Genomic DNA, 23,055 nt, shown 5'->3' with positions numbered 1-23,055 from the left:
ATTGCCCGGGACGTGGCTGCTGTGAACCGCAAGGTTCCCTTCCCCGCTCTATCAGGAGATCGACTTCAATGATCATCGATATCAGTTGCTATCCCACCGACCTGGTGGACCTCGCCTGGAGGCATGACGGTGACCCCTTCACCGGCGAGCGTCTGCTGGAGATGATGGATGGCCCCTATATGGTCAACGGCAAACCGCGGCGCATCGACAAGTGCTTCATCCAGCCACCCCAGGGCAACACCATCTACACCTGGACCGACGGTGAACTGTCGGGCCGCGAATCCATCGACGCCTACATGGCGTACACCCTGAAGATGGTCCAGACCTACCCCGACCGCTTCATTGGCTGCTTCGTCTACAACCCACGCTGCGGCGTCGAGAACGGCGTCGAGGCGATCGAGCGCTACGTCACCCAGCACGGCTTCAAGATGGTCCAGATGCAGGCCAACATGCACGCCTACCGCCCCGATCGCGCCCTCGACTGGGTGCGGCCGTGTTTCGAGAAATGCGCCGAGCTGGGCATCCCGGTCAAGCTGCACACCGGCGACGGGCCCTACAGCATCCCGTCGGAATGGGTGCCGATGATCAAGGAATTCCCCAACGTCAATTTCATCATGGCGCACTTCGGCGTGCAGACCGGCGGGGTCTACGTGTTCGAGCCGATGCAATGGGCCATGGAACTGCCCAACGTCTACTGCGAATCGGGCTGGTGCCTGCAGTCGCGGATCGTCGAGTTCGCCAAGGTCCTGCCGACCCACAAGATCCTGTTCGGCACCGACACCCCGCCGAACGAGCCGGGCATGTGGTTGCGCCTGCTGGAAGTGCTGTGCCACGAGCCGCCGCAGGGCATGAACCTCGACGAGGACACCCTCGAAGAGTACCTGGGCAACAACACCGCGCGGATGATCGGCCTCGAACCCACCCCGCCACCGCGCACCGTTTGCGAAGCAGAGGCGCAGCTCAAGCGCCCCGTCACCAGCCAATTGGCCAGGAGCTGAAGCGATGATTATCGACACCCATCTGCACCCCACCAACCTGGTCGACGAGGCCTGGCGCCACACCGGCGAACCCTTCACCGGCGAGCGCATGCTCAAGCTGATGGACGGCCCCTACATGATCAACGGCAAGCCACGCCGGATCGACATGGGTTTCATCCAGCCGCCACCGGGCAACACCGGCTACCGTGACGGCAACCGCCGCGGCCGCGAAGGCGTGCGCGACTACATGTCGTACATTTCCGAACTGTGCGTGAAGTACCCGGATCGCTTCATCGGCAACTTCAACTTCAACCCGCGCTGGGGACCGGAAAACGGTGCGGCGGAGCTGGAGTTCCACATCAAGGAATACGGTTTCAAGATGCTCAAGCTGCACGCCAACATGCACGGCTACCGCCCGGACCGCGCGCTGGATTGGCTGCGCCCGGCCATGAAAGTCTGCGCCAAGTACAACATCGTGGTGCTGATCCACACCGGTGACGGGCCGTACACCATCCCGACCATGTTCTACCCGATCATCCGCGAGTTCCCGATGGTCAATTTCATCATCGGCCACTTCGGTATCCAGACCGGCGGCAACTACTCGTTCGAGGCGTTCTGGATGGCGATGGACACCCCCAACGTGTACTGCGAATCGGGCTGGTGCTTCCAGTCGCGGATTGTCGAGTTCGCCAAGGAGTTGCCGCGCAACAAGATCGTCTTCGGCACCGACTCGCCGCCGAACGAACCGGGGATGTGGCTGCGTGAGCTGGAAGTCCTGTGTTCGCCGGCGCCGCAAGGCCTGGGGATCGATGAGGATCACCTGGAGGATTACCTGGGCAACAACATCGCCCGGCTCTGCGGCATCGAGCCGACACCGCCGCCCAAGGACCTGATCGAGGCGGATATTCGCCTGACCACGACCTACCTCTAAGCGCAATACCGGTACTGGTACCTGTGCGAGCGAGCCTGCTCGCGAATGGCCGGCACATCCAACATTGATGCTGGCTGATAAACCGCATTCGCGAGCAGGCTCGCTCCCACAGGGATCTCCACAGAGATCTCTGCGCACATAGCTAATACGAGGTGCATCCATGACCCTCTTCACCCTTGGCGACACCCAGGATTTCCACGTTTTCATCGATGCCTATCGCCAGCAATTCCCCGACGATGTGCTGACCATCAACCAGCCACTGTCGGCCGACCAGGACGTCACTGCGCTGGTCGATGCCCTCGCCGGCCAGGGCCACGAGCCGCTGTTGATCTGCGAGCAGGTCGGCGCACTGGGCGTGCCGGTGGCGACCAACCTGTTCGCCTCGCGCACTCGCATTGCCCGTCTGTTCGGCGTCACTGCGGCGCAGCTCCACGAAACCTTCCAGACTCGCGCCAACAACCCAATCCCGCCACGCTACGTCGAGACCGGCCCGGTGCTCGACGAAATATATGAAGGCGAAGCCGTGGACCTTGCGCTGCTGCCAATGCTCAAGCATTTCGACAGTGACCGCGGGCCCTACATCACCAATGCGGTGATCATCGCCCAGGACCCGGTGACCGGCATCGCCAACATGAGCTATCACCGCTCGATGAAGCATGCGCGCCAGGCCCTGGCCACCAGCCTGCACTCACGCGGCCACCTGTGGCGCATGCTCCAGGCTGCCCGTGAGCGCGGTGAAGAACTGCCGGTGGCGATGGTCATCGGCGCCCATCCGCTGTTCATGCTCGCCGCCGCCGCGCGCCTGCCGTTTGGCAGCGACGAACGCGCCGTGGCCGGTGGTCTGTTCGGCGCGCCGCTGGAACTGGTCAAGACCCCGCGTTATGGCATCGGCGTGCCGGCCTTTGCCGAGTTCGTCCTCGAGGGCGCCATCGACCCCACGGCCTACGCTGAAGAGGGGCCGTTCGGCGAGTTCAGCGGCTACTCCTCCGACCGCTCGACCAACAATGTGTTGCGGGTCGACACCCTGCTGCGGCGCAAGGACGCCTGGCTGGTGGACGTGGTCGGCGGGCGCTACGCCGAGCACCTGACCTTGGCCCGCCTGCCCCGTGAAGCGGAGATGAGCGAGAAGCTCAAGGCGCGCTTCCCGGCAGTGACCGCCGTGCACTACCCCAACTCCGGCACCCACTTTCATTGCTACGTCGCCCTCGACCAGAGCCGCGACGGCGAAGCCCGGCAAATCATGCTGGCATTGCTGGGTTGGGATCCCTACCTGAAAAGCGTGATCGCGGTGGACAGCGACATCGACATCAGCGACGACAGCCAGGTGCTGTGGGCGCTGGCCACGCACTTCCAGCCGCATCAGGACCTGTTCGTCATCGACGGCCTGCCCGGCAGTCCGCTCGACCCTTCGTCCTCGGTCAATGGCACCACCTCGCGCATGGGCCTGGATGCCACCCGCGGTTCGAGCTTCGATGGCATTCGCGCGCAATTGAGTGAAGAGGTGCAAGCCAGGGCCCGGGATCTGCTCGCAGGGCTACGGTCATGACCGCGCAGCGCCTGGTGGTGGGCATCAGCGGCGCCTCGGGCTTTATCTACGGGGTGCGCCTGCTGCAGTTGCTCGCCGAACTGCGCATCGAAAGCCACCTGGTGATCAGCCGCGCGGCGCTGCTGACCATGGCCCACGAGACCGACTACAAGCTGGCCGATGTGACCGCCCTGGCCAGCCACTACCACCGCAGCGATGACGTGGCGGCGGGCATCGCCAGCGGTTCGTTCCGTTGCCTGGGCATGGTGGTCGCGCCCTGTTCGATGCGCACCCTCGGGGAAATAGCCACAGGCACTTCGTCGAGCCTGATCAGCCGCGCTGCCGACGTCACCCTCAAGGAACGCCGCACCCTGGTGCTGATGGCCCGGGAAACCCCGTTGACCCTGGCGCATCTGCGCAACATGACCGCCGTCACCGAAATGGGCGGAATCATCGCCCCGCCCGTGCCGGCGTTCTACGCCCGCCCCGAGAACCTGGCGCAGATGATCGACCACAGCCTGGGCCGAGTCCTCGACCTGTTTGGCCTCGACAGCGGTACGGCACTGCGCTGGCGCGAACCGGACACACACCTCCCCTGTGGGAGTGAGCCTGCTCGCGAAGGCGGTGAGTCAGTCACATCATCGGTGACTGACACGGCCTCTTCGCGAGCAGGCTCGCTCCTACAAAAAGCTCACCCCACATAACCCCATCCCACATCGCCCATTTGCACAAAGCCCCATCGCACATTGACCCGTCAAGGAGCCTCACATGACCACTCCCTTCAACGCCCCAACCCCCAACCGCAAGATCCCCGTCACCATCCTCACCGGCTTCCTCGGCGCCGGCAAAACCACTCTGCTCAATTACATCCTCAAGGAGAACCACGGGCGCAAGATCGCGGTGATCGAGAACGAGTTCGGTGAGGTCGGCATCGACGGCGACCTGGTGCTCAGTTCGGAAACCGAAGAAATCTACGAGATGGTCAACGGCTGCGTGTGCTGCACCGCCGAAGTCCGCGAGGACCTGGTGCGCATCGTCCGCGAACTGGTGGCGCGCCCGGTGCGCCTCGACCATATCCTGATCGAGACCAGCGGCCTGGCCGACCCGTACCCGGTGGCCCAAAGCTTCTTCATCAATGACCCGATCGCCGAGGAAGTGGAACTCGATGCGATCGTGACCATGGTCGACGCCAAGCACGTAGCCCAGCATCTCGAAGACCTGCAACTGGACGGCGTCGACAACCAGGCGGTGGACCAGATTGTCTGCGCCGACCGCATTGTGATCAACAAGGTCGACCTGGTCAGCGAAGCCGAAGTCGCCGCCCTGAGCGCTAAAATCCGTGGCCTCAACGCCACCGCAGAACTGGTCACCAGCCACTACGCGCAGATCGACCTGTCGCGGATCCTCGGCGTGGGCGCCTTCGAGTCGACCCAGAAACTCATGGAGATCGGCGCCGAGCACGAGCACCACGCCGACGATCACCGGCATGAGCATGAACACGATGAACTTGAGCACGAGCACGACCCCAGCGTGTCTTCGGTGGGTATCAGCGTCGACGGCGCGGTCAATCTCGGTGCCTTCCATCGCTGGATCAGCCAGTTGCGCAACGACCAGGCCGAGACCCTGTACCGCATGAAAGGTGTGCTGGCGGTCAAGGACCAGGACCAGCGCTACGTACTGCAGGGCGTGCATAGCCTGGTGGAGTTCCGCGCCTCGACCCTGTGGGGCAATGAGCCGCGCAGCAGCAAGATTGTGTTCATCGGCCGCGACCTGGATCGGGCGGCGCTGAACCAGGGTTTTGCCGCCTGCCTCGCCGGCTGAACAACGCTGGAGCCGGTGGATGGCGGCTCCGGACAGACTGAACGGGTTCCTCTCAACAACAACAAAACGCCAGAGGTTTGACCATGTCTGCAGATTCCGTGACAACCGCCATTCACCCCGTGGACCAGATTTTGCCGGTCCGTCAGATGCTCACCCTAGGCCTGCAACACATGGCCGTCTCGTACATCGGTGCGATCGCCGTGCCGTTGATTGTCGCCAGTGCATTGAAGATGTCCCAGGCCGATACCGTGGTGCTAATCAGTACAACGTTGTTCTGCTCGGGCATCGCCACCCTCCTGCAAACCGTCGGCTTCTGGAAGTTCGGCGTGCGCCTGCCGATTCTCCAGGGGGTGGCCTTCAGCAGCGTCGGCCCAGTGATCGCTATCGGCAGTAATCCGGAGGTCGGCTTCGCCGGGGTCTGCGGGGCGGTGATTGGCGCGGGGATTTTCACCCTGCTGGCGGCACCCTTCGTCGGGCGATTACGACGGTTTTTCCCGCCGGTGGTCACCGGCTGCATTGTCACGGTGATCGGCCTGCAGCTGTTTCCGATTGCCTATGAGTGGGTCGGCGGCGGGCGTCACGCCAGCGACTTCGGCGCACCGGCCTACCTCGCGGTGGCGCTGGTGGTGCTGGTGACCATCCTCTTGGTCAACCGCTTTGGCAGTCCGCTGCTGCGCAACATGGCGGTGCTGGTCGGCATGCTGGTGGGCGCCGGCCTGGCCTACGGGCTGGGCATGGGTGACTTGCACAGCGTGCAGGAATCGCCCTGGGTCACCGTGCCGTACCCCTTCTATTTCGGCCTGCCGACTTTCAGCATCATTCCGATTGCGACCATGGTGGTGGTAATGATCGTGCAGATGGTCGAGTCCATGGGGTTGTTCGTGGCCATTGGCGACATCGTCGACAAGCCGGTGCAGGACAAGCAGGTGATCAACGGCCTGCGCGCCAACGGTCTGGCGAGCACCATCGCCGGCATGTTCGCGGCCTTTCCGTTCATTGCCTTCATGGAAAACGTCGGCCTGGTGATCCTCACCGGGGTGCGCAGCCGCTGGGTGGTGGCCGTCAGCGGCCTGCTGATGTGCGCCATCGCGCTGGTGCCCAAGGCCGGGGCGATCATTGCCTCGATGCCCACCGCCGCCCTCGGCGGCGCCGGGATCGCCATGTTCGGCGTGGTCGCGGCAGCGGGGATTCAGACCCTGGCCAAAGTCGACTACGAGCGCAACCGCTACAACGTGCTGATTGTCGCCTTCACCATCGCCGCCGCGCTGGTGCCGGTGCTCGTCCCAGCGCTGTTCAAGCAATTGCCCGAGTGGAGCCAGCCGTTCCTGCACAGCAGCGTGGTGATCGCCTGCCTGGTCTCGGTGCTGCTCAACGCCGCGCTGAACGGCGTCACCCGCCCGGAAAGCGCCGGCAAGCGCGCCCCGTCCCACAGCCTCTGACTGATTATTTCTGCCCTGGAGAAGTCCATGACATCCACCCAAAACATCCTGATCAAGAACCCGGCGGCGGTGATGACCGGACTCCGTGGCCAGAGCGCTCGCGCCGGCAATGTCGACATTCGCATCAAAGACGGACGCATCAGCGAGATGGCGGCCAACCTTCAAGCGCAGCCCGGCGAGCGGGTAATCGACGCCCGCCATTGCGTGGTGTACCCGGGCTGGGTCAACACCCACCACCACCTGTTCCAGAATCTGCTCAAGGCGGTGCCGGCCGGAATCAATCAGGACCTGCAAGGCTGGCTGGCCAGCGTGCCCTACCCGCGTCTGAATCGCTTTACCCCGCAACTGACGCGCATCGCCGCGCGCCTGGGCATGGCCGAATTGCTGTTGTCGGGAGTCACCACCTGCGCCGACCATCATTACCTGTATCACGCCAACGGCAGCACCGAGAGCGGCGACCAGTTGTTCGAGATCGCCGATGAGTTCGGCCTGCGCTTCGTCCTCTGCCGGGGCGGCGCGCTGGAGTCGGCCAGCGCTCACCCCGGGTTCTCGAAAACCGCGCTGCAGCCGGAAAGCCTCGATCAAATGGTCGGCGACATCGAGCGGCTGAAGTCGCGCTACCACCAGGACGCCCCGGACGCGATGCGCCGGGTGGTGGTGGCGCCGACCACGCCGACCTTCTCGCTGCCGCCCACCCTACTCCGCGAGCTGGCCCACACGGCGCGCGGCATGGGTTTGCGCCTGCACACCCACCTGTCGGAGACGCAGAACTACGTGAATTTCTGCCGCGAGAAATACAACTGCCTGCCGGTGGAATTCGTCGCCGAAAATGAATGGCTGGGCCCGGACGTCTGGTTCGCCCATATGGTCCATCTACAGCCGTCCGAGATCCGCCTGTTGGCGCAGACCGGCAGCGGCATCTCCCACTGCCCGGTGAGCAATGCGCGGCTCGGCAGCGGCATCGCCCCGGTGCCGGCCATGGCCGCCGCCGGCGTGCCGATTTCCCTGGGGGTCGACGGCGTGGCCTCGAACGAATCCGGGAGCATGGTCGGCGAGGCTCACACGGCGTGGCTGATCCACCGTGCCGCCCAGGGCGCCAGTGCGACGACCGCCGAAGAGGTGATCCACTGGGGCACCGCCGGTGGGGCCCAGGTTTTAGGGCTGGGCGCGGTCGGCACCCTGCAAGTCGGGCAAGCGGCGGACCTGGTGCTGTATGGTCTGGATCACCCGCGCTTCCTCGGTTTCCACGACATCGGCGTGGCACCAGTGGTGGCCGGCGAGCCGATTGCCGTGCGCTACAGCCTGGTCGGCGGGCGCCTGGTGGTGGATGACGGAGTGATTCCGGGGCTTGATCTGGCGCAACTGCGTGCCCAAGCCCGTGAAGGAGTGCAGCAGTTGCTGCAGGAGGCGATGGATTAAACGCGAATGAATAAAACGCCGCTTTGAAGTGTTCTCCGAGTGTTGCCCATTAATATGCGCCGCAACTCGGAGAACCTTATGACTATCCGTACCCCTTCCCACAGCGCTCCGCTGCTGATCGCCGGCTACCTGATCGCGCTGCTCGGCAGCCCGCTGGTCCTGGCCCACGGCGAAGAAGACGCACCGCCAGCCCCCAACTGCCCCAAAGGTCAGGTCTGGGACAGCAAGAGCAAACGCTGTCTAAGCCAACAAAGCCGCCTGGTCCCGGATGCCGACCGCACTACGTACGCCTATCGCCTGGCCAAGTCCGGTCGCTACGAAGAAGCCCTGGCCCTGCTCGACACCCTCGAACAACCCAACACCGCGATCGCCCTGAATTATCGCGGCTATGCTACTCGCAAGCTCGGCCGTACCGATGAAGGCATCCAGTACTACCTGGAGTCGGTCAAGCTCGATCCACGCTACGCCAAAGTGCGTGAGTACCTGGGTGAAGCCTATGTGATCAAAGGCCGCCTCGACCTGGCGCAGGAACAGTTACAGCAGATCAAGGCGATTTGCAGCACCACCTGCGAGGAATACCAGGACCTGGCCGAGGCCATTGCCGATTCATCGAATACCTGACGGACTCGAGCACGGGTCACGGAGGTCGCCATCGCCAGCGATCAAGTGGTAAAAGCCGAATTGAGCCAGCACCTGGCACGTCTGTGGCGCTATGGCCTGGTGTTGTCGCGCCAGCGGCATGTCGCCGAAGACTTGGTGCAAGCCACCTGTGTGCGGGCGCTGGAGCGCGCCGGGCAGTTTGTCCCGGGCACCCACATGGACCGCTGGCTGCTGCGCATCCTGCATTCGATCTGGCTCAATGAAGTGCGTGCGCAGAAGGTGCGTCAGGGCGAAGGGCTTTCGCCGGCGGACGCGGTGCTGGCTTTCGATGGCGAACAGGTCGCGCACCTGCATGTGCTGGCTGCGCAGGTGATCCGGCGCGTCGATGCCTTGCCCGAAGCCCAGCGCGAGACGGTGTTCCTGGCGTATGTCGAGGGCTTGTCCTATCGCGAAGTGGCCGAGGTGCTGGCCGTTCCAATCGGCACCGTAATGAGCCGGCTGGCCGCGGCGCGCCTGAAGCTGGCTGAGCACCCACCGCTGCGCTCGGTGTCCAGCAACCCCAGTGGAGAACGGCGATGAGTACGACCTGCAGTGATGAACGGCTGGTGGCTTACCTCGACGGTCAACTGAGCAGCGAAGAACGCCGGCAGTTCGACGACAACCTCGCCCGTGATCCGGCCCTGCAACAGCGCCTGGAGTGGCTGATGCACAGCGACCTGCCGTTTCAGGGCGCCTATGCCAGCCTGCTCGACCAAGCCCCCATGGAGCGCATGAGCCGCATGCTTGAGGTGCTGCCCACGCCACTGCTGGCCACGCCGCTCAATCGCCGGCTGTTCCTCGCCACTGCCGCCGGTTTTCTGGTGGCCGGGGTCGCGGTCGATCGGCTGTTTCTGCACTGGATGGAAGACAAGGAGGAAAAGACCAGCAACTGGCGGGCGCTGGTGGCGGACTATATGTCGCTGTACATCCCGCAGACCCTGGAACATCTGCCAGCCGACCCGGCCGCGCAGTTGGCGCAGTTGCAGATCATCGACCAGCGCCTCGGCCTGCCGCTGACACCCGCCCAGCTGGAGCTGACCCAACCGCGCTTCAAACGCGCGCAGTTGCTCGAATACGATGGCGTGCCCATCGCCCAGATCACTTACCTCGACCCGCTGCACGGCCCCTTCGCCCTGTGCATCACCCGCTCCAACAACGGCCCCCAGGCCCCGGCCCACGAAGTACGGCACGGGATGAATATTGTTTATTGGTCGGGGCAGAATCACGCCTACCTGGTGATCGGCCGCAACTCCCCGGAGGAGTTGGAGGCAATGGCGGTGTTGTTGCGTAGTCGGTTGGATGTCTGATGAGCTTCAGGGATCTGGGGTGCTCACGCCAACGTCGGCAACCACAACCTGAAGCGCGCGCCGCCCAGGGGTGAGGCCTCGACTGTGAGGCTGCCGCCCTGCGCTTCGAGGGCGCGGCGGCTGATGGCCAGGCCGAGGCCGAAGCCGCCGGTGGCGCGGTCGCGGCTGCGGTCGAGGCGGTAGAAAGGCTCGAAGATGCGTTCGCGCTCGTCCTCGGGGATGCCGATGCCGTCGTCATCGACCCAGATTTCACAGCCCTGAGGCGTCACCTGCACGCCGATCTGAATGCGTTTTTCGCAGTAGCGCATGGCGTTGCGCAGCAAGTTCTGGATGGCCCGGGCGGTCAGCCGAGGGTCAAGGCTGAAGCGTTCCAGATGACCGTGCAGCAGCACATCGATAACGATCTGCGGCGACTCCAGCTCTTCATCGACACTGCCAAGGATGCTGTCGATAAATTCGTCCAGCGACACCTCGACCTGCTCCGGCAAGCGCGCCGGATTCTGCAGGCGGCTGTAGGACAGCAGTTCCAGCACCAGTTCATCCAGTTCGCGAATATGCGCCACCAGCCCCTGCAAACGCTCGCGACTGGCCGCCGGCAGCTCATCGGAGAGTGCCAGGGCCAGGCCGAAATCGAGGCGGGTCAGCGGTGTACGCAGCTCGTGGGAGACCGCGTTGAGCAAGTCGCGCTGCTGATTCAGCAGGTTTTCAATGTCGCCCGCCATGGTGTCGAACACCTTTGCCAGGCTGCCGATGTTGGAGGTGGGCGGCAACAGAGTGCGCTCGCCAAGGTGACCCTTGCCGAAGCGTTCGGCAGTGTTTTTCAGGCGTTCCAGATCACGCCAGTGCGGGCGCAACCAGAGTAACAGGCAGGCCAGCAGCGCCGCGCCGATCAGCACGTTGATGCCCCAGTACAGCAAGGCGACGTCCAGCGGGTCCGGCGGCACGATCAGTTTGAGCGCGGTGGTAGCGTCCAGCGGCGCCATGGCCATGGTGCGCCAGCCCCAGTCACCCGTGCGCACGGCCATTTCGCCGCCCTGCAACAGCGAGCGTTCGTGCTCGCTGAAATCGCCATCGCGGATGGGCACCACGGCAATGCGCAACGGCTTGAACTGCTCATCGAGCTGCGCTGCCAGCACCGGCCACTGTTCGTGCGGAACATCGTGGAACTGCTTGACCAGCAGGTTCTGCACACCCCTGGAGTGATCCAGGTTGTAGCTGGAAAAGCGCTCGTGAAACACCGACACCACCAGGTCTGGCACCAGGTAAATCGCCGCACTGAAGGTGACAATGGTGATCAGGTACAGGCGCGTCAGGGCACGGAGCATGGCCTCAGCATTCCCATTCGGAGCGGCTGAACAGATAGCCTTTGCCCCACACGGTCTTGATCTTGCGCGCCTCGCCGGCATGGTCGTCGAACTTGCGCCGCAGCTTGGAAATCGCCACGTCCACCGAGCGGTCGGTGCCGTTGAATTCGATGCCGCGCAGGCGTTGCAGGATCTGGTCACGGCTGAGCACTTCACCGGCATGCCGCGCCAGCACCACCAGCAGGTTGTACTCGCCGCTGGACAACTCCACCGGCTGCGCGCGCCAGGTCACCGTGCGTTCGGACAGGTCGATGCACAGGTTGCCCATGAGAATCTGGTCACTGGCGGTCTGCGGCTCGTTGAGGCTGCTACGGCGCAACAAGGTCCGCACTCGGGCCAGCAGGACTCGGGGTTCGCAGGGTTTGGTGACGTAGTCGTCGGCGCCCATCTCCAGACCCAGCACCTGGTCGTGGCTGTCGTCACGGGCGGTGAGCATGAGGATCGGCAGGCTCGCCGAATCGGCGCGCAGCAGGCGGCAGACCTGCAAACCATCGAGACCGGGCAGCATCAGGTCGAGGATCACCAGATCCGGCGGACTGAGCCGCGCCCGTTCACGCACCTGGTCGCCACGACTGATCACATTGACGTGATAACTGTTGCGTTCCAGGTAGCTGGCAATCAGTTCAGCGAGCGCGGGGTCGTCTTCGACCAGAAGGATGTTGGGCATGGGTGTTCCGAAAAAATGGGGGAGTGCCTGGGGGGTGACGAACCCTTGGAGCGAGCCTGCTCGCTCCAACAGGGGGCATGAGATTGCCCGCAATAAAGAAATCTAGGATATACGCCCCCAACGCCTCCTGAGCAAAACCTTCACACAATTTCACACAGCCAGTACAAAACTTCACCGCTACCCTGTGCGGCTGCCCGTAGCATGCTCGGGTCATTATTGGGGTATTTCCATGTCCAAGCACCTGTTCGCGCCGCTCAGCCTGATTGCCCTGGCACTGCTGCTGAGCGCCTGCGACAAGTCCTCCACCGCCGAGGAAAGCGCGCCGCTGGCCAGCGTGCGCATCGAAACCATCGAAGCCCGACCGCTGTCGATCAGCAGCGAATTGAGCGGGCGAATCGTCGCGCCACGGATCGCCGAAGTGCGTGCCCGGGTCGCCGGGGTGGTCTTGCAACAGGCGTTTCGCGAAGGCAGCGACGTCAAGCAGGGCCAGGTGCTGTTTCGCATCGACCCGGCGCCGTTCAAGGCCGATCTGGACAGCGCCGAGGCCGCTTTGCGCAAGGCCGAAGCCAATGCCTTCCAGGCCCGTCTGCAAGAGCAGCGCTACGCCCAGTTGATCGCCGACAAGGCGGTCAGTGCCCAGGAATACGACAACGCCCGCGCCAATTCACGCCAGACCTCCGCCGACGTCGCCGCCAATCAGGCCGCCGTGCAGCGGGCCAAACTGAACCTGGGCTACGCCACCGTCACCGCGCCGATTTCCGGGCGCATCGGCCGCGCGCTGGTCACCGAAGGCGCCTTGGTCGGGCATAACGAAAGCACGCCACTGGCGCTGATCCAGCAACTGGACCCGATCCACGCCGACGTCACCCAGTCGACCCGTGAACTGAACGAACTGCGCCGCGCCTTCCGCGCCGGCCAGTTGCAGCAGGTCGGCCAGGGCCAGGCCAAGGCCACGCTGATTCAGGACGACGGCAGCCTCTACCCACTGCCCGGCAAGCTGCTGTTCGCCGACATCAGCGTCGACCCAGGCACCGGCCAGATCATCCTGCGCAGCGAGTTCCCCAACCCCGACCTCGACCTGCTGCCCGGCAGTTTCATCCGCGTGCGCCTCGAGCAGGCGGTGAACCAGCAAGGCATCAGCGTGCCGCAACGAGCGATCCTGCGGGACAGCGCCGGCATCGCCCAGGTGCTGCTGCTCGACAGCGAGGCACGGGTCAGCCAGCAGCCGGTGCAACTGGGCCAGGCGCAACAGGACCGCTGGATTGTCACCGAGGGCCTCAAGCCCGGCGACCGCATTGTCATCGAAGGCCTGCAACACGCCCGCCCGGGTGAAAAAGTAGAGATCGACGACACCCCTCTTTCCAAGGCCCTGGTCATCGGGCAGTAGGCAGGACGCAGACTTTATGCCGCAATTCTTTATCGACCGCCCGGTATTCGCCTGGGTGGTCGCGCTGTTTATCCTGCTGGCCGGTGCCCTGGCCATCCCGCAACTGCCCGTGGCCCAGTACCCGGACGTGGCGCCGCCGCAGATCGAGATCTACGCGGTGTACCCCGGCGCGTCGGCGCAGACCGTCGACGAAAGCGTGGTCAGCCTGATCGAGGAAGAACTCAACGGCGCCGACCACCTGCTGTATTTCGAATCCCAGAGCAGCCTCGGTTCGGCGACCATCAAGGCGACCTTCCAGCCCGGCACCAACCCCGAACTGGCCCAGGTCGATGTGCAGAACCGCCTCAAGGTGGTGGAGTCGCGGCTGCCCCAGGCGGTGATCCAGCAAGGCCTGCAGGTGGAAAAAGTCTCGGCCGGCTTTCTGCTGCTGATCACCCTGACCTCCAGCGACGGCAAGCTCGACGACGTGGCGCTCAGCGACTACCTGGCGCGCAACGTGATGAACGAAATCAAGCGCCTGGACGGGGTCGGCAAGGCTTCGTTGTACGGCGCCGAACGGGCCATGCGGATCTGGATCGACCCGCAGAAACTGATTGCCTTCAACCTGACCCCGGCGGACGTCAACGCCGCCATTGTTGCGCAGAACGCCCAGGTCTCGGCCGGCAGCATCGGCGACCTGCCGACCCGCAGCACGCAGCAAATTACCGCCACGGTGCTGGTCAAGGGGCAGCTGTCGAGTCCGGAAGAATTCGCCGATGTCGTCCTCAAGGCCAACCCCGATGGTTCCACGGTGCGCGTCGGCGATGTGGCGCGGGTGGAAATCGGCAGTCAGGAATACCAGTTCTCTACCCGTCTCAATGGCAAACCGTCCACCGCCGTCGGCGTGCAACTTGCACCCGGTGCCAACGCGCTGAACACCGCGACCCTGGTGCGGGCGAAGATGGACGAACTGGCGCGCTATTTCCCTGCGGGCGTCGAGTACAAGATACCCTACGACACCTCGCCCTTCGTCAAGGTCTCGATCACCAAAGTGGTCTACACCCTCGGCGAAGCGATGCTGCTGGTGTTCGCGGTGATGTTCCTGTTCCTGCAGAACATCCGCTACACACTGATCCCGACCCTGGTGGTGCCGGTGGCGCTGATGGGTACGTTCGCGACCATGCTAGCCCTGGGCTTCTCGATCAACGTGCTGACCATGTTCGGCATGGTCCTGGCGATCGGCATTCTGGTGGACGATGCGATTGTGGTGGTGGAGAACGTCGAGCGAATCATGGTCAGCGAAGGCCTGTCGCCCAAGGAAGCCACGCGCAAGGCCATGCAGCAGATCACCGGGGCGATCATCGGCATCACCCTGGTGCTGGTGGCGGTGTTTATCCCGATGGCCTTCATGCAGGGCTCGGTGGGGGTGATCTACCAGCAATTCTCGCTGTCGATGGCCACCTCGATCCTGTTCTCGGCCTTCCTCGCCCTGACCCTGACCCCGGCCCTGTGCGCCACCCTGCTTAAGCCCATCGCCAAGGGCGAGCACCACGAAAAAACCGGTTTCTTCGGCTGGTTCAACCGGCGCTTCGAACAGCTGACGGTGCGTTATGAGGGCTGGGTCAGTTATGCGCTGAAACGCAGCGGCCGTTACCTGCTGATCTATGGCGTGCTGCTGGTGGGTCTCGGCGTGCTGTTCACCCGCCTGCCCTCCTCGTTCCTGCCGGTTGAGGATCAGGGCTACACCATCACCGACATTCAGCTGCCACCGGGTGCGAGCAAGAACCGCACGGTGCAGGTGGTGGAGCAGATCGAAGCGCACAACGCCACCGAACCGGGGATTGGCGACAGCACGGTGATCCTCGGTTTCAGTTTCTCCGGCAGCGGACAGAACGCGGCCCTGGCCTTCAGCACACTGAAGGACTGGTCCGAGCGCGGCAGCGATGACGCGGCGACGTCGATTGCCGACCGCGCCAACATCGCCTTCAGCCAGATCAAGGACGCCGTGGCCTATTCGGTACTGCCGCCGCCGGTGGATGGCCTCGGCACCTCCAGCGGCTTCGAGTTTCGTCTGCAGGACCGTGGAGGTCTGGGCCACAGCACGCTGATGGCGGCGCGCACCGCGTTGCTGGATGCCGCGGAAAAAAGCCCGATCCTCGCCAACGTCCGTGAAAGCGCCCTGGCCGAAGCGCCGCAGGTGCAGTTGATCGTCGACCGCAAGCAGGCCAACGCGCTGGGGGTGTCGTTCGCCGATATCGGCAACGTGCTGTCCACCGCGGTCGGCTCGGCCTACGTCAATGACTTCCCCAACCAGGGCCGGATGCAGCGGGTGGTGGTCCAGGCCGAAGGGGACCAACGCAGCCAGGTCGAGGATTTGCTGAAGATCCACGTGCGCAACAGCAACGGCAAGATGGTGCCGCTGTCGGCCTTCGTCCGTGCCGAGTGGACCCAGGGGCCAAGTCAGTTGACCCGCTACAACGGCTACCCGGCGGTGAGCATTTCCGGCGAGCCGGCGCCCGGCCACAGCACCGGTGAAGCCATGGCGGAGATCGAGCGCCTGGTGGCGCTGGGGCCGGTGGGCCTGGGTCAGGAATGGACCGGGTTGTCGCTGCAGGAACGTCTCTCCGGCAGCCAGGCGCCGATCCTGTTGGGGCTGTCGCTGCTGATCGTGTTCCTGTGCCTGGCAGCCTTGTACGAGAGCTGGTCGATTCCCACTTCGGTGCTGCTGGTGGTGCCGCTGGGGGTATTGGGTGCGGTGCTGGCAGTGACCCTGCGCGGCATGCCCAACGATGTGTTCTTCAAGGTCGGTCTGATCACCATCATCGGCCTTTCGGCGAAGAACGCGATCCTGATCATCGAGTTCGCCAAGAGCCTGTACGACGAGGGCCACGACCTGATCGACGCCACGGTGCAAGCCGCGCGCCTGCGCCTGCGGCCGATCGTCATGACCTCGCTGGCGTTCATCCTCGGCGTGGTACCCCTGGCGATTGCCACCGGTGCCAGCTCGGCCAGCCAGCAGGCGATCGGCACCGGGGTGATCGGCGGAATGATCACTGCGACCCTGGCGGTGGTGTTCGTGCCGGTGTTTTTTGTGGTGGTGATGAAACTGGTGCGCAGATCGCGTTGACCAACACCTGTGGGCTGGCTTGTCTGGATGACGCATCACAGCGAAGATGGTGCTCCATTCAACGTCTATGTTGAATGGGACACCGCCTTCGCCGGCAAGCCGGCTCCTACAGGTGATCCGAGCCGCCCAGGAGGCTACCCGCCCATGCCCCACCCGCTACGCACCCACCCCCGCCTCACCGCCGCCGCACTGCTGGGCATAGCAGTAGGCCTTGTGGCGCCCGCCGATGCCCTGGTGAGCAAGATCCTCATTGGCTGGAATGCAGGGGTCTGGACTTACCTGGTGTTGATGCTGTGGCTGACCATTCGCGCCCGCGCCGAAGAGGTCGAGCGCATTGCCGAAGTCGAGGATGAAAATGCCGGGGCGGTGCTGTTGATCGTCTGTATCGCGGCCATCGCCAGTCTGGTGGCGATCACCGTCGAGCTGGCCGGCACCGGCAGCCTCGACACCTCGCACAAGTTGCTGCGCTACGGGTTTACCGGTGTCACGGTGATCGGCTCGTGGCTGCTGATCGGGATGATTTTCAGCGTGCACTACGCCCGGCTGTTCTACACCTGGGACGGCAAGGAACCGGCGTTGCGCTTTGCCGACGGACTGAAAAAGCCCAATTACTGGGACTTCCTGTACTTCTCCTTCACCATCGGCGTGGCGGTGCAAACCGCTGATGTCGGCGTCGCCACCCGTGACATCCGCAAGATCGTCCTCGCCCAGTCGCTGATCGGTTTCGTGTTCAACACCGCGATTCTCGGCTTCTCGATCAACATCGCCGCAGGCTTGTTTGGCTGAGCCTTTTATCTCCATGTTCATCCCCCCTCTTGACGAGCCAATGGCTTTTGGTGTCTTCTGAAACCGGTTTCAGACTCTGAGACCTAATAATTCCAAAAACAGGTCGTCCATCGTGAACAGTTTTTCCGCCGCCCAACGCAGCCGCGTGACCATGCTTGATGTCGCCGAACGTGCCGGGGTCTCCAAGGCCAGCGTGTCGCGTTTTATCGGCGAGGATCGCGCCCTGCTCTCCGAGGCCACGGCCTTGCGCATCGAGCAGGCAATTAGCGAGCTGGGTTATCGCCCGAACCAGATGGCTCGCGGCCTGAAACGCGGGCGCACGCGGTTGATCGGCATGCTCCTGGCGGATATCCGCAACCCCTATTCGATTGCCGTGATGCATGGCGTGGAAACCGCCTGCCGCCAGCACGGCTACAGCCTGGTGGTGTGCAACACCGACCGCGATGACGAGCAGGAAAGCCAGCACCTGGCGGCCCTGCGCTCGTACAACATCGAAGGCCTGATCGTGAACACCCTCGGCCATCACCCCGACCTGCTCCGCGAACTGCACCGCGAAATGCCCATGGTGCTGGTGGATCGCAAGGTCGAGCAGTTGCACAGCGACCTGGTCGGCCTGGATAACCCGGGCGCCGTCGACACTGCCCTGAGTCATCTTCAGGAGCAGGGCTATCGCGACGTGCTGCTGGTCAGCGAACCCCACGACGGCACCAGTTCGCGGATCGAGCGGGTCGACAGTTTTCACCAGCAGATCGCCAAGCGCCCGTTACTGCGCGGTGCGGCGATCGAGACCGGCGACGACCTGCAATCCCGTATCCAGACCTTCCTCGCCGCCCCGGCAGACGGCCCGAAAGCCTTGTTCTGCGCCAACGGCATAGCCGCGCTCGCCGCCACCCGCGCGTTGCGTGAGCTGGGTTGCGATCTGTTCGGCGAGGTTGGCCTGATCGCCCTTGATGACCTGGACTGGTACCCGTTGGTGGGCAGCGGCATCACTGCGCTTGCCCAGCCGACCGAAGCGATTGGTGCCAGTGCGTTTGATTGCCTGCTCAAGCGTTTGCGGGGCGATCAGGGGCCGATCAGGAGTGTGGATTTTTCGGTACGGTTGGTGGTGCGGGGGTCGACGCGGGGGGTTCTGGGGTGATTGTGAGGGCCTCTTCGCGAGCAGGCTCGCTCCCACAGTAGGTGCGCGCGAGCTGTTTTTTTTGGGTAAAAATGAAACCGGTTTCAGAGGGATAGAACAATGAACAAACCTGCTGTTTCCATCAGCCTTTCCAGCTACGGCGCCGACCTTGTGCGGGCGCGCGGGCAGTTGGCGTTTGTTGAGATTCTGGCTAAAGCCGGGGCGCAACGCATCGAATGGCGCGAAGAATTGCTGACCAGTGAAGACCCAAGGGATCTGGCCCGGGCCGTCGCGCAATGGGGGCTTGAGGCGGTGTATTCCTCGCCCCTGGAGTTGTGGGTGGCCGGGCGTTCGCAGGCCAATCCGCTGCTGTCCGCCACCCTGAAGCGGGCGCAGGCGTTTGGTGCGAAATGGCTGAAGGTCTCCCTGGGTTACTTCACCGAGAACAACGATCTCACGCACCTGTCAGCAGTGCTGGCCGAACACCCCGTGCAGTTGCTGGTGGAAAACGACCAGACCCTGCACGGCGGGCGCATCGAACCCTTCCAGCGTTTTTTCGATGGGATCGAACAACAGCAACTGCCGGTGCAGATGACCTTCGACATTGGCAACTGGCAGTGGCAGGACCAGTGCGCCGCCAGCGCCGCGCGTCTGCTCGGGCGGCATGTTGGCTACGTGCATTGCAAGGCGGTGACCCGTCGGGCCGACAGCAAGCTGGTGGCGATCCCGCCAACGGCAGCCGATGTGCAGACGTGGGAGCAGTTGCTACGGCACATGCCCCACGGCCTTGCCCGTGCCGTGGAATATCCGTTGCAGGCCGATGACCTGCAGCACCTGACCGGTGAACACGTCGCCCTCCTCGCCCAATTGGGCCAGGCGCGGCTGGAGCACGCCCATGTCTGAGATCGATATCCTGTCTTTCGGCGAAACCATGGCCATGCTGGTCGCCGAGCAAACCGGCGACCTGGCCCAGGTGATGAACTTCCACAAGCGCATCGCCGGGGCCGACAGTAACGTCGCCATCGGTCTGTCGCGCCTGGGGTTCCAGGTGGCGTGGTTGAGCCGGGTCGGCAACGATTCCCTTGGACGCTTTGTCCTCGACACCCTGCAAGGCGAAGGCCTGAATTGCGCGCAGGTTGAAATCGATCCCGCGCACCCCACCGGCTTTCAGTTCAAATCCCGCGAAGACGACGGCGCCGATCCGCAGGTGGAGTATTTCCGCCGTGGTTCGGCAGCCAGTCGCCTGTCACCCGCCCACATCGCGCCGAGCCTGCTGCAAGCGCGGCACCTGCATGCCACCGGTATTCCGCCGGCGCTGTCGGACAGTGCGCGGGCGCTGTCTTTTGAGCTGATGACGCAGATGCGTGGCGCCGGCCGCAGTGTCTCGTTCGACCCCAATTTGCGGCCGTCGCTGTGGTCCAGCGAGCAACAGATGATCCGCGAGATCAACCGCCTCGCCGCCCTCGCCCAGTGGGTGCTGCCTGGCTTGAGCGAAGGCCGGTTGCTCACCGGGTTCGACACGCCGGCCGATATCGCCGGGTTCTACCTGGATCAGGGCGCCGAGGCCGTGGTGATCAAACTGGGGGCTGAGGGCGCCTATTACCGCAGCCAGTCTGAGCAGGGCTTCGTCGCCGCCGTGCCGGTGGCCCGGGTTGTCGACACCGTCGGTGCTGGCGACGGCTTTGCCGTGGGCCTGATCAGCGCCCTGCTGGAGAACTGCAGCCTGACCGAGGCGGTGCAGCGTGCGAACTGGATTGGCAGTCGTGCGGTGCAGAGTCGGGGGGATATGGAGGGGCTGCCCACTCGGGCTGAGATGGTCGTTGAATTTGAAACCGTTATCGCGAGCAGGCTCGCGATGAGGCCCTAACAGTCACTGAAAATCTGAACACCCAACCTGCTGCGACAAAAACAACAAGCTCAGGAGCACGACCCATGCAAACGCCGAAACTCGCCACCCGCCGCTGGTGGTACATCATGCCGATTGTCTTTATCACCTACAGCCTGGCGTATCTGGACCGCGCCAACTACGGCTTCGCGGCCGCCTCCGGCATGGCCGCCGACCTGATGATCACCCCGGGGCTGTCGTCGTTGCTCGGCGCGCTGTTTTTCCTCGGCTACTTCTTCTTCCAGATTCCCGGGGCAATCTACGCGCAGAAAAACAGCGTGAAGAAACTGATCTTCGTCAGCCTGATCCTTTGGGGCAGCCTGGCGACCCTGACCGGGGTGGTGTCCAACGCCTACTGGCTGATCGTCATCCGCTTCATGCTCGGGGTGGTCGAAGCCGCGGTGATGCCGGCGATGCTGATTTACTTGTGTCACTGGTTCACCCGCGCCGAACGCTCGCGCGCCAATACCTTCCTGATCCTCGGCAACCCGGTGACCATGCTCTGGATGTCGGTGGTGTCCGGCTACCTGGTGCAGCACTACAGCTGGCGCTGGATGTTCATTGTTGAAGGCTTGCCCGCAGTGCTCTGGGCCTTTATCTGGTGGCGCCTGGCGGATGATCGTCCGGCGCAAGCGAAGTGGCTCAACGACCAGGAAAAGCACGATCTGGAAAGCGCCCTGGCGGCCGAGCAGGTGGGGATCAAGGCGGTGAAGAACTACGCCGAAGCCTTCCGTTCGCCAAAAGTCATCGTCCTCGCCTTGCAGTTTTTCTGCTGGAGCATCGGCGTCTATGGCTTCGTCCTGTGGCTGCCGTCGATCCTCAAGCAAGGCGCGCAGATGGACATGATCGAGGCCGGCTGGCTGTCGGCCTTACCGTATCTGGCGGCCGTGATCGGCATGCTGCTGGTGTCCTGGGGCTCGGACAAACTGCAGAAACGTAAACGTTTTGTCTGGCCGCCGTTGCTGATCGCGTCCTTGGCGTTCTATGGCTCCTACGCCCTGGGGGCCGAACATTTCTGGTGGTCGTACGGCCTGCTGGTCGTGGCCGGTGCCTGCATGTACGCACCTTACGGACCGTTCTTCGCGATCATCCCGGAAATCCTCCCGGCCAACGTCGCGGGCGGCGCCATGGCGCTGATCAATAGCATGGGCGCCCTCGGCTCGTTCGGCGGCTCCTATCTGGTGGGCTACCTGAACAGCGCCACCGGCTCCCCTGGCGCGTCCTTTTTGCTGATGAGCGCTTCGCTGCTGCTGTCGGTGCTACTGACCCTGTGCCTGAAGACCGGCACCAGCGACCGTGAACGGCCCGGCGTTGCCCTGAGCCGCCGCGCCGCCCACCCTTGAATTGATGACGAGACAAGTCCCATGAAAAAGCAGGTCGTTTTATATAAAAAACTCTCGCCGGTATTGATGGCCCGCCTGCACGAACAGTGCGAGGTAACGCTGATCGACAGCCTCGACGCCGAAGGTTTGACCCGGCTACGCGAGGCCCTGCCCCGCGCCCAGGGTCTGCTCGGCGCCAGCCTGAAACTGGACGCCGCATTGCTCGACCTGGCGCCAAATCTGCAGGCCATCGCCAGCGTCTCGGTGGGCGTCGACAACTACGACATCGACTACCTGACCGAACGGCGTATCCTGCTCAGCAACACCCCGGATGTGCTCACCGAAACCACCGCCGACACCGGCTTCGCGCTGATCCTGGCCAGCGCACGGCGGGTGGTGGAGCTGGCCAATCTGGTGCGCGACGGTCAATGGACCCGTAACATCGGTCCCGCCCATTTCGGCAGTGACGTGCACGGCAAAACCCTGGGCATCATCGGCATGGGGCGCATCGGCGAAGCCCTGGCCCAGCGCGGGCACTTCGGCTTCGGCATGCCGGTGCTGTACCACAGTCACTCGCCGAAACCGGCGGTGGAGCAGCGCTTCGACGCGCAATACCGCAGCCTCGACGCGTTGTTGCAGCAAGCCGATTTTGTTTGCCTGACGCTGCCGCTGACCGCCGAGACCGAAGGGCTGATCGGTGCACGGGAGTTCGCGTTGATGCGTCCCGAGACCATCTTCATCAATATCTCCAGGGGCAAGGTGGTCGATGAAGCGGCCATGATCCATGCCCTGCAAACCCGGCAGATTCGTGCAGCAGGCCTGGATGTGTTCGAGCGCGAGCCGCTGGATCCCGCCTCACCACTGCTGGGTCTGGACAACGTGGTGGCCACCCCGCACATGGGCTCGGCCACTCATGAGACCCGCGAAGCCATGGCCCGCTGTGCCGTCGACAACTTGCTGGCGGCGATGGCGGGGCAACGGCCGGCCAATCTGGTCAATCCGCAGGCGGTCCGTTAAAGGCTGGGACCAACATAACAGGCGAGGCGCGCAGACCTGACCGCGCCTCCCGAACGACGAACGGTCATTGGCTGCAGATCCTGTGGCGGCTAGCTGATCGAGGCGTCGTTTGCCCTATCCCAAAGGCTGCCCGAGAAATTGTGGGGGCATAAAAAGCTTATAACTCAAGAAATTACCGCAGATCCTGTAGGACGGGGGAACTCCAAGATCGATCCTACAAGCGCTACGCGATACGACTGACAGCCATTTCCCACGCGCTCGATTAGAGTGCGCTACCTGTCAGGTTTGACAGGTTCCAAGCAAGCTGAATCACGCTATAAGAATCCCGTATCTGCAGCTTTTACAG

At 63.7% G+C, this 23,055-nt stretch carries 20 protein-coding genes; 18 read left to right on the top strand and 2 right to left on the bottom strand.

All coding sequences use genetic code 11. The annotated features are described in order from the left end of the window. The first annotated feature begins 68 nt into the window (after nucleotides 1-68). The 10 genes from KW062_RS14160 (at nucleotide 69) to KW062_RS14115 (ending at nucleotide 10,058) form a co-directional block, all read left to right on the top strand. Entirely contained in the window at nucleotides 69-998 is a 930-nt protein-coding gene (locus tag KW062_RS14160) for an amidohydrolase family protein (protein ID WP_027620757.1), read from the top strand. A 4-nt stretch (nucleotides 999-1,002) separates the two neighbouring features. Beyond that, nucleotides 1,003-1,908, top strand: a complete 906-nt coding sequence (locus KW062_RS14155) for an amidohydrolase family protein (protein WP_027620756.1) — start codon at nucleotides 1,003-1,005, stop codon at nucleotides 1,906-1,908. Between the two features lie 160 nt (nucleotides 1,909-2,068). Continuing rightward, the gene (locus KW062_RS14150; RefSeq protein WP_105756046.1) at nucleotides 2,069-3,454 is read left to right on the top strand and encodes a UbiD family decarboxylase; all 1,386 of its coding nucleotides are present in this window, start codon (nucleotides 2,069-2,071) and stop codon (nucleotides 3,452-3,454) included. Then, nucleotides 3,451-4,137: a UbiX family flavin prenyltransferase gene (locus KW062_RS14145; protein WP_027620754.1), complete on the top strand. Its 687-nt coding sequence runs from the start codon at nucleotides 3,451-3,453 to the stop codon at nucleotides 4,135-4,137. Before KW062_RS14150 ends, KW062_RS14145 begins: the two co-directional genes overlap by 4 nt. Nucleotides 4,138-4,201: 64 nt before the next feature. Next, complete coding sequence (locus KW062_RS14140; RefSeq protein ID WP_027620753.1) at nucleotides 4,202-5,254, top strand: CobW family GTP-binding protein; 1,053 nt, start codon at nucleotides 4,202-4,204, stop codon at nucleotides 5,252-5,254. An 83-nt stretch (nucleotides 5,255-5,337) separates the two neighbouring features. Further along, nucleotides 5,338-6,693: a nucleobase:cation symporter-2 family protein gene (locus KW062_RS14135; RefSeq protein WP_105756047.1), complete on the top strand. Its 1,356-nt coding sequence runs from the start codon at nucleotides 5,338-5,340 to the stop codon at nucleotides 6,691-6,693. Between the two features lie 27 nt (nucleotides 6,694-6,720). Then, on the top strand, nucleotides 6,721-8,112 hold the full coding sequence (locus tag KW062_RS14130; protein ID WP_105756048.1) for an amidohydrolase family protein: 1,392 nt from the start codon (nucleotides 6,721-6,723) through the stop codon (nucleotides 8,110-8,112). Nucleotides 8,113-8,190: 78 nt separating this feature from the next. Next, nucleotides 8,191-8,733 carry a tetratricopeptide repeat protein gene (locus KW062_RS14125; protein WP_027620750.1) on the top strand — a complete coding sequence of 181 codons (543 nt, stop codon included), beginning with the start codon at nucleotides 8,191-8,193 and terminating at the stop codon, nucleotides 8,731-8,733. 60 nt (nucleotides 8,734-8,793) lie between these two features. Further along, entirely contained in the window at nucleotides 8,794-9,291 is a 498-nt protein-coding gene (locus KW062_RS14120) for an RNA polymerase sigma factor (protein WP_177327290.1), read from the top strand. Then, nucleotides 9,288-10,058, top strand: a complete 771-nt coding sequence (locus tag KW062_RS14115) for an anti-sigma factor family protein (protein WP_027620748.1) — start codon at nucleotides 9,288-9,290, stop codon at nucleotides 10,056-10,058. Before KW062_RS14120 ends, KW062_RS14115 begins: the two co-directional genes overlap by 4 nt. Nucleotides 10,059-10,081: 23 nt before the next feature. Here KW062_RS14115 and KW062_RS14110 read toward each other — a convergent pair whose 3' ends face one another. Next, entirely contained in the window at nucleotides 10,082-11,383 is a 1,302-nt protein-coding gene (locus tag KW062_RS14110) for an ATP-binding protein (protein ID WP_105756049.1), read from the bottom strand. Nucleotides 11,384-11,387: 4 nt separating this feature from the next. After that, entirely contained in the window at nucleotides 11,388-12,089 is a 702-nt protein-coding gene (locus KW062_RS14105; RefSeq protein ID WP_027620746.1) for a response regulator transcription factor, read from the bottom strand. Nucleotides 12,090-12,318: 229 nt separating this feature from the next. Here KW062_RS14105 and KW062_RS14100 point away from each other — a divergent pair, with 229 nt between their 5' ends. The 8 genes from KW062_RS14100 (at nucleotide 12,319) to KW062_RS14065 (ending at nucleotide 22,709) form a co-directional block, all read left to right on the top strand. Beyond that, the gene (locus KW062_RS14100) at nucleotides 12,319-13,476 is read left to right on the top strand and encodes an efflux RND transporter periplasmic adaptor subunit (RefSeq protein ID WP_105756050.1); all 1,158 of its coding nucleotides are present in this window, start codon (nucleotides 12,319-12,321) and stop codon (nucleotides 13,474-13,476) included. A gap of 16 nt (nucleotides 13,477-13,492) precedes the next feature. After that, nucleotides 13,493-16,582: an efflux RND transporter permease subunit gene (locus KW062_RS14095; protein WP_105756051.1), complete on the top strand. Its 3,090-nt coding sequence runs from the start codon at nucleotides 13,493-13,495 to the stop codon at nucleotides 16,580-16,582. 144 nt (nucleotides 16,583-16,726) lie between these two features. After that, nucleotides 16,727-17,368: a DUF1345 domain-containing protein gene (locus tag KW062_RS14090; RefSeq protein ID WP_218424859.1), complete on the top strand. Its 642-nt coding sequence runs from the start codon at nucleotides 16,727-16,729 to the stop codon at nucleotides 17,366-17,368. Nucleotides 17,369-17,480: 112 nt separating this feature from the next. Beyond that, nucleotides 17,481-18,506 carry a LacI family DNA-binding transcriptional regulator gene (locus KW062_RS14085; protein WP_105756094.1) on the top strand — a complete coding sequence of 342 codons (1,026 nt, stop codon included), beginning with the start codon at nucleotides 17,481-17,483 and terminating at the stop codon, nucleotides 18,504-18,506. A gap of 99 nt (nucleotides 18,507-18,605) precedes the next feature. Further along, a complete protein-coding gene (locus tag KW062_RS14080; RefSeq protein WP_105756095.1) occupies nucleotides 18,606-19,388 on the top strand; it encodes a sugar phosphate isomerase/epimerase family protein in 783 nt (260 codons plus the stop codon). Beyond that, nucleotides 19,381-20,352, top strand: a complete 972-nt coding sequence (locus KW062_RS14075; protein WP_105756096.1) for a sugar kinase — start codon at nucleotides 19,381-19,383, stop codon at nucleotides 20,350-20,352. Before KW062_RS14080 ends, KW062_RS14075 begins: the two co-directional genes overlap by 8 nt. Nucleotides 20,353-20,417: 65 nt before the next feature. Beyond that, entirely contained in the window at nucleotides 20,418-21,713 is a 1,296-nt protein-coding gene (locus KW062_RS14070) for an MFS transporter (protein ID WP_105756097.1), read from the top strand. A gap of 21 nt (nucleotides 21,714-21,734) precedes the next feature. Next, entirely contained in the window at nucleotides 21,735-22,709 is a 975-nt protein-coding gene (locus KW062_RS14065; RefSeq protein ID WP_105756098.1) for an NAD(P)-dependent oxidoreductase, read from the top strand. The last annotated feature ends 346 nt before the right edge of the window (nucleotides 22,710-23,055 follow it).

The sequence above is a fragment of the Pseudomonas fluorescens genome, assembly GCF_019212185.1.
Classification (GTDB): Bacteria; Pseudomonadota; Gammaproteobacteria; order Pseudomonadales; family Pseudomonadaceae; genus Aquipseudomonas.
Note: the sequence above shows the minus strand (reverse complement) of the source record. Positions and strands in the feature narration are given on the sequence as shown.

Excerpts from the sequence above, each read along its gene's own strand:
- KW062_RS14160 (WP_027620757.1), top strand. The coding sequence starts at position 69 with ATGATCATCGATATCAGTTGCTATCCCACCGACCTGGTGGACCTCGCC.
- KW062_RS14155 (WP_027620756.1), top strand. The coding sequence starts at position 1,003 with ATGATTATCGACACCCATCTGCACCCCACCAACCTGGTCGACGAGGCC.
- KW062_RS14150 (WP_105756046.1), top strand. The coding sequence starts at position 2,069 with ATGACCCTCTTCACCCTTGGCGACACCCAGGATTTCCACGTTTTCATC.
- KW062_RS14145 (WP_027620754.1), top strand. The coding sequence starts at position 3,451 with ATGACCGCGCAGCGCCTGGTGGTGGGCATCAGCGGCGCCTCGGGCTTT.
- KW062_RS14140 (WP_027620753.1), top strand. The coding sequence starts at position 4,202 with ATGACCACTCCCTTCAACGCCCCAACCCCCAACCGCAAGATCCCCGTC.
- KW062_RS14135 (WP_105756047.1), top strand. The coding sequence starts at position 5,338 with ATGTCTGCAGATTCCGTGACAACCGCCATTCACCCCGTGGACCAGATT.
- KW062_RS14130 (WP_105756048.1), top strand. The coding sequence starts at position 6,721 with ATGACATCCACCCAAAACATCCTGATCAAGAACCCGGCGGCGGTGATG.
- KW062_RS14125 (WP_027620750.1), top strand. The coding sequence starts at position 8,191 with ATGACTATCCGTACCCCTTCCCACAGCGCTCCGCTGCTGATCGCCGGC.
- KW062_RS14115 (WP_027620748.1), top strand. The coding sequence starts at position 9,288 with ATGAGTACGACCTGCAGTGATGAACGGCTGGTGGCTTACCTCGACGGT.
- KW062_RS14110 (WP_105756049.1), bottom strand. The coding sequence starts at position 11,383 with ATGCTCCGTGCCCTGACGCGCCTGTACCTGATCACCATTGTCACCTTC.
- KW062_RS14105 (WP_027620746.1), bottom strand. The coding sequence starts at position 12,089 with ATGCCCAACATCCTTCTGGTCGAAGACGACCCCGCGCTCGCTGAACTG.
- KW062_RS14100 (WP_105756050.1), top strand. The coding sequence starts at position 12,319 with ATGTCCAAGCACCTGTTCGCGCCGCTCAGCCTGATTGCCCTGGCACTG.
- KW062_RS14095 (WP_105756051.1), top strand. The coding sequence starts at position 13,493 with ATGCCGCAATTCTTTATCGACCGCCCGGTATTCGCCTGGGTGGTCGCG.
- KW062_RS14090 (WP_218424859.1), top strand. The coding sequence starts at position 16,727 with ATGCCCCACCCGCTACGCACCCACCCCCGCCTCACCGCCGCCGCACTG.
- KW062_RS14080 (WP_105756095.1), top strand. The coding sequence starts at position 18,606 with ATGAACAAACCTGCTGTTTCCATCAGCCTTTCCAGCTACGGCGCCGAC.
- KW062_RS14075 (WP_105756096.1), top strand. The coding sequence starts at position 19,381 with ATGTCTGAGATCGATATCCTGTCTTTCGGCGAAACCATGGCCATGCTG.
- KW062_RS14070 (WP_105756097.1), top strand. The coding sequence starts at position 20,418 with ATGCAAACGCCGAAACTCGCCACCCGCCGCTGGTGGTACATCATGCCG.
- KW062_RS14065 (WP_105756098.1), top strand. The coding sequence starts at position 21,735 with ATGAAAAAGCAGGTCGTTTTATATAAAAAACTCTCGCCGGTATTGATG.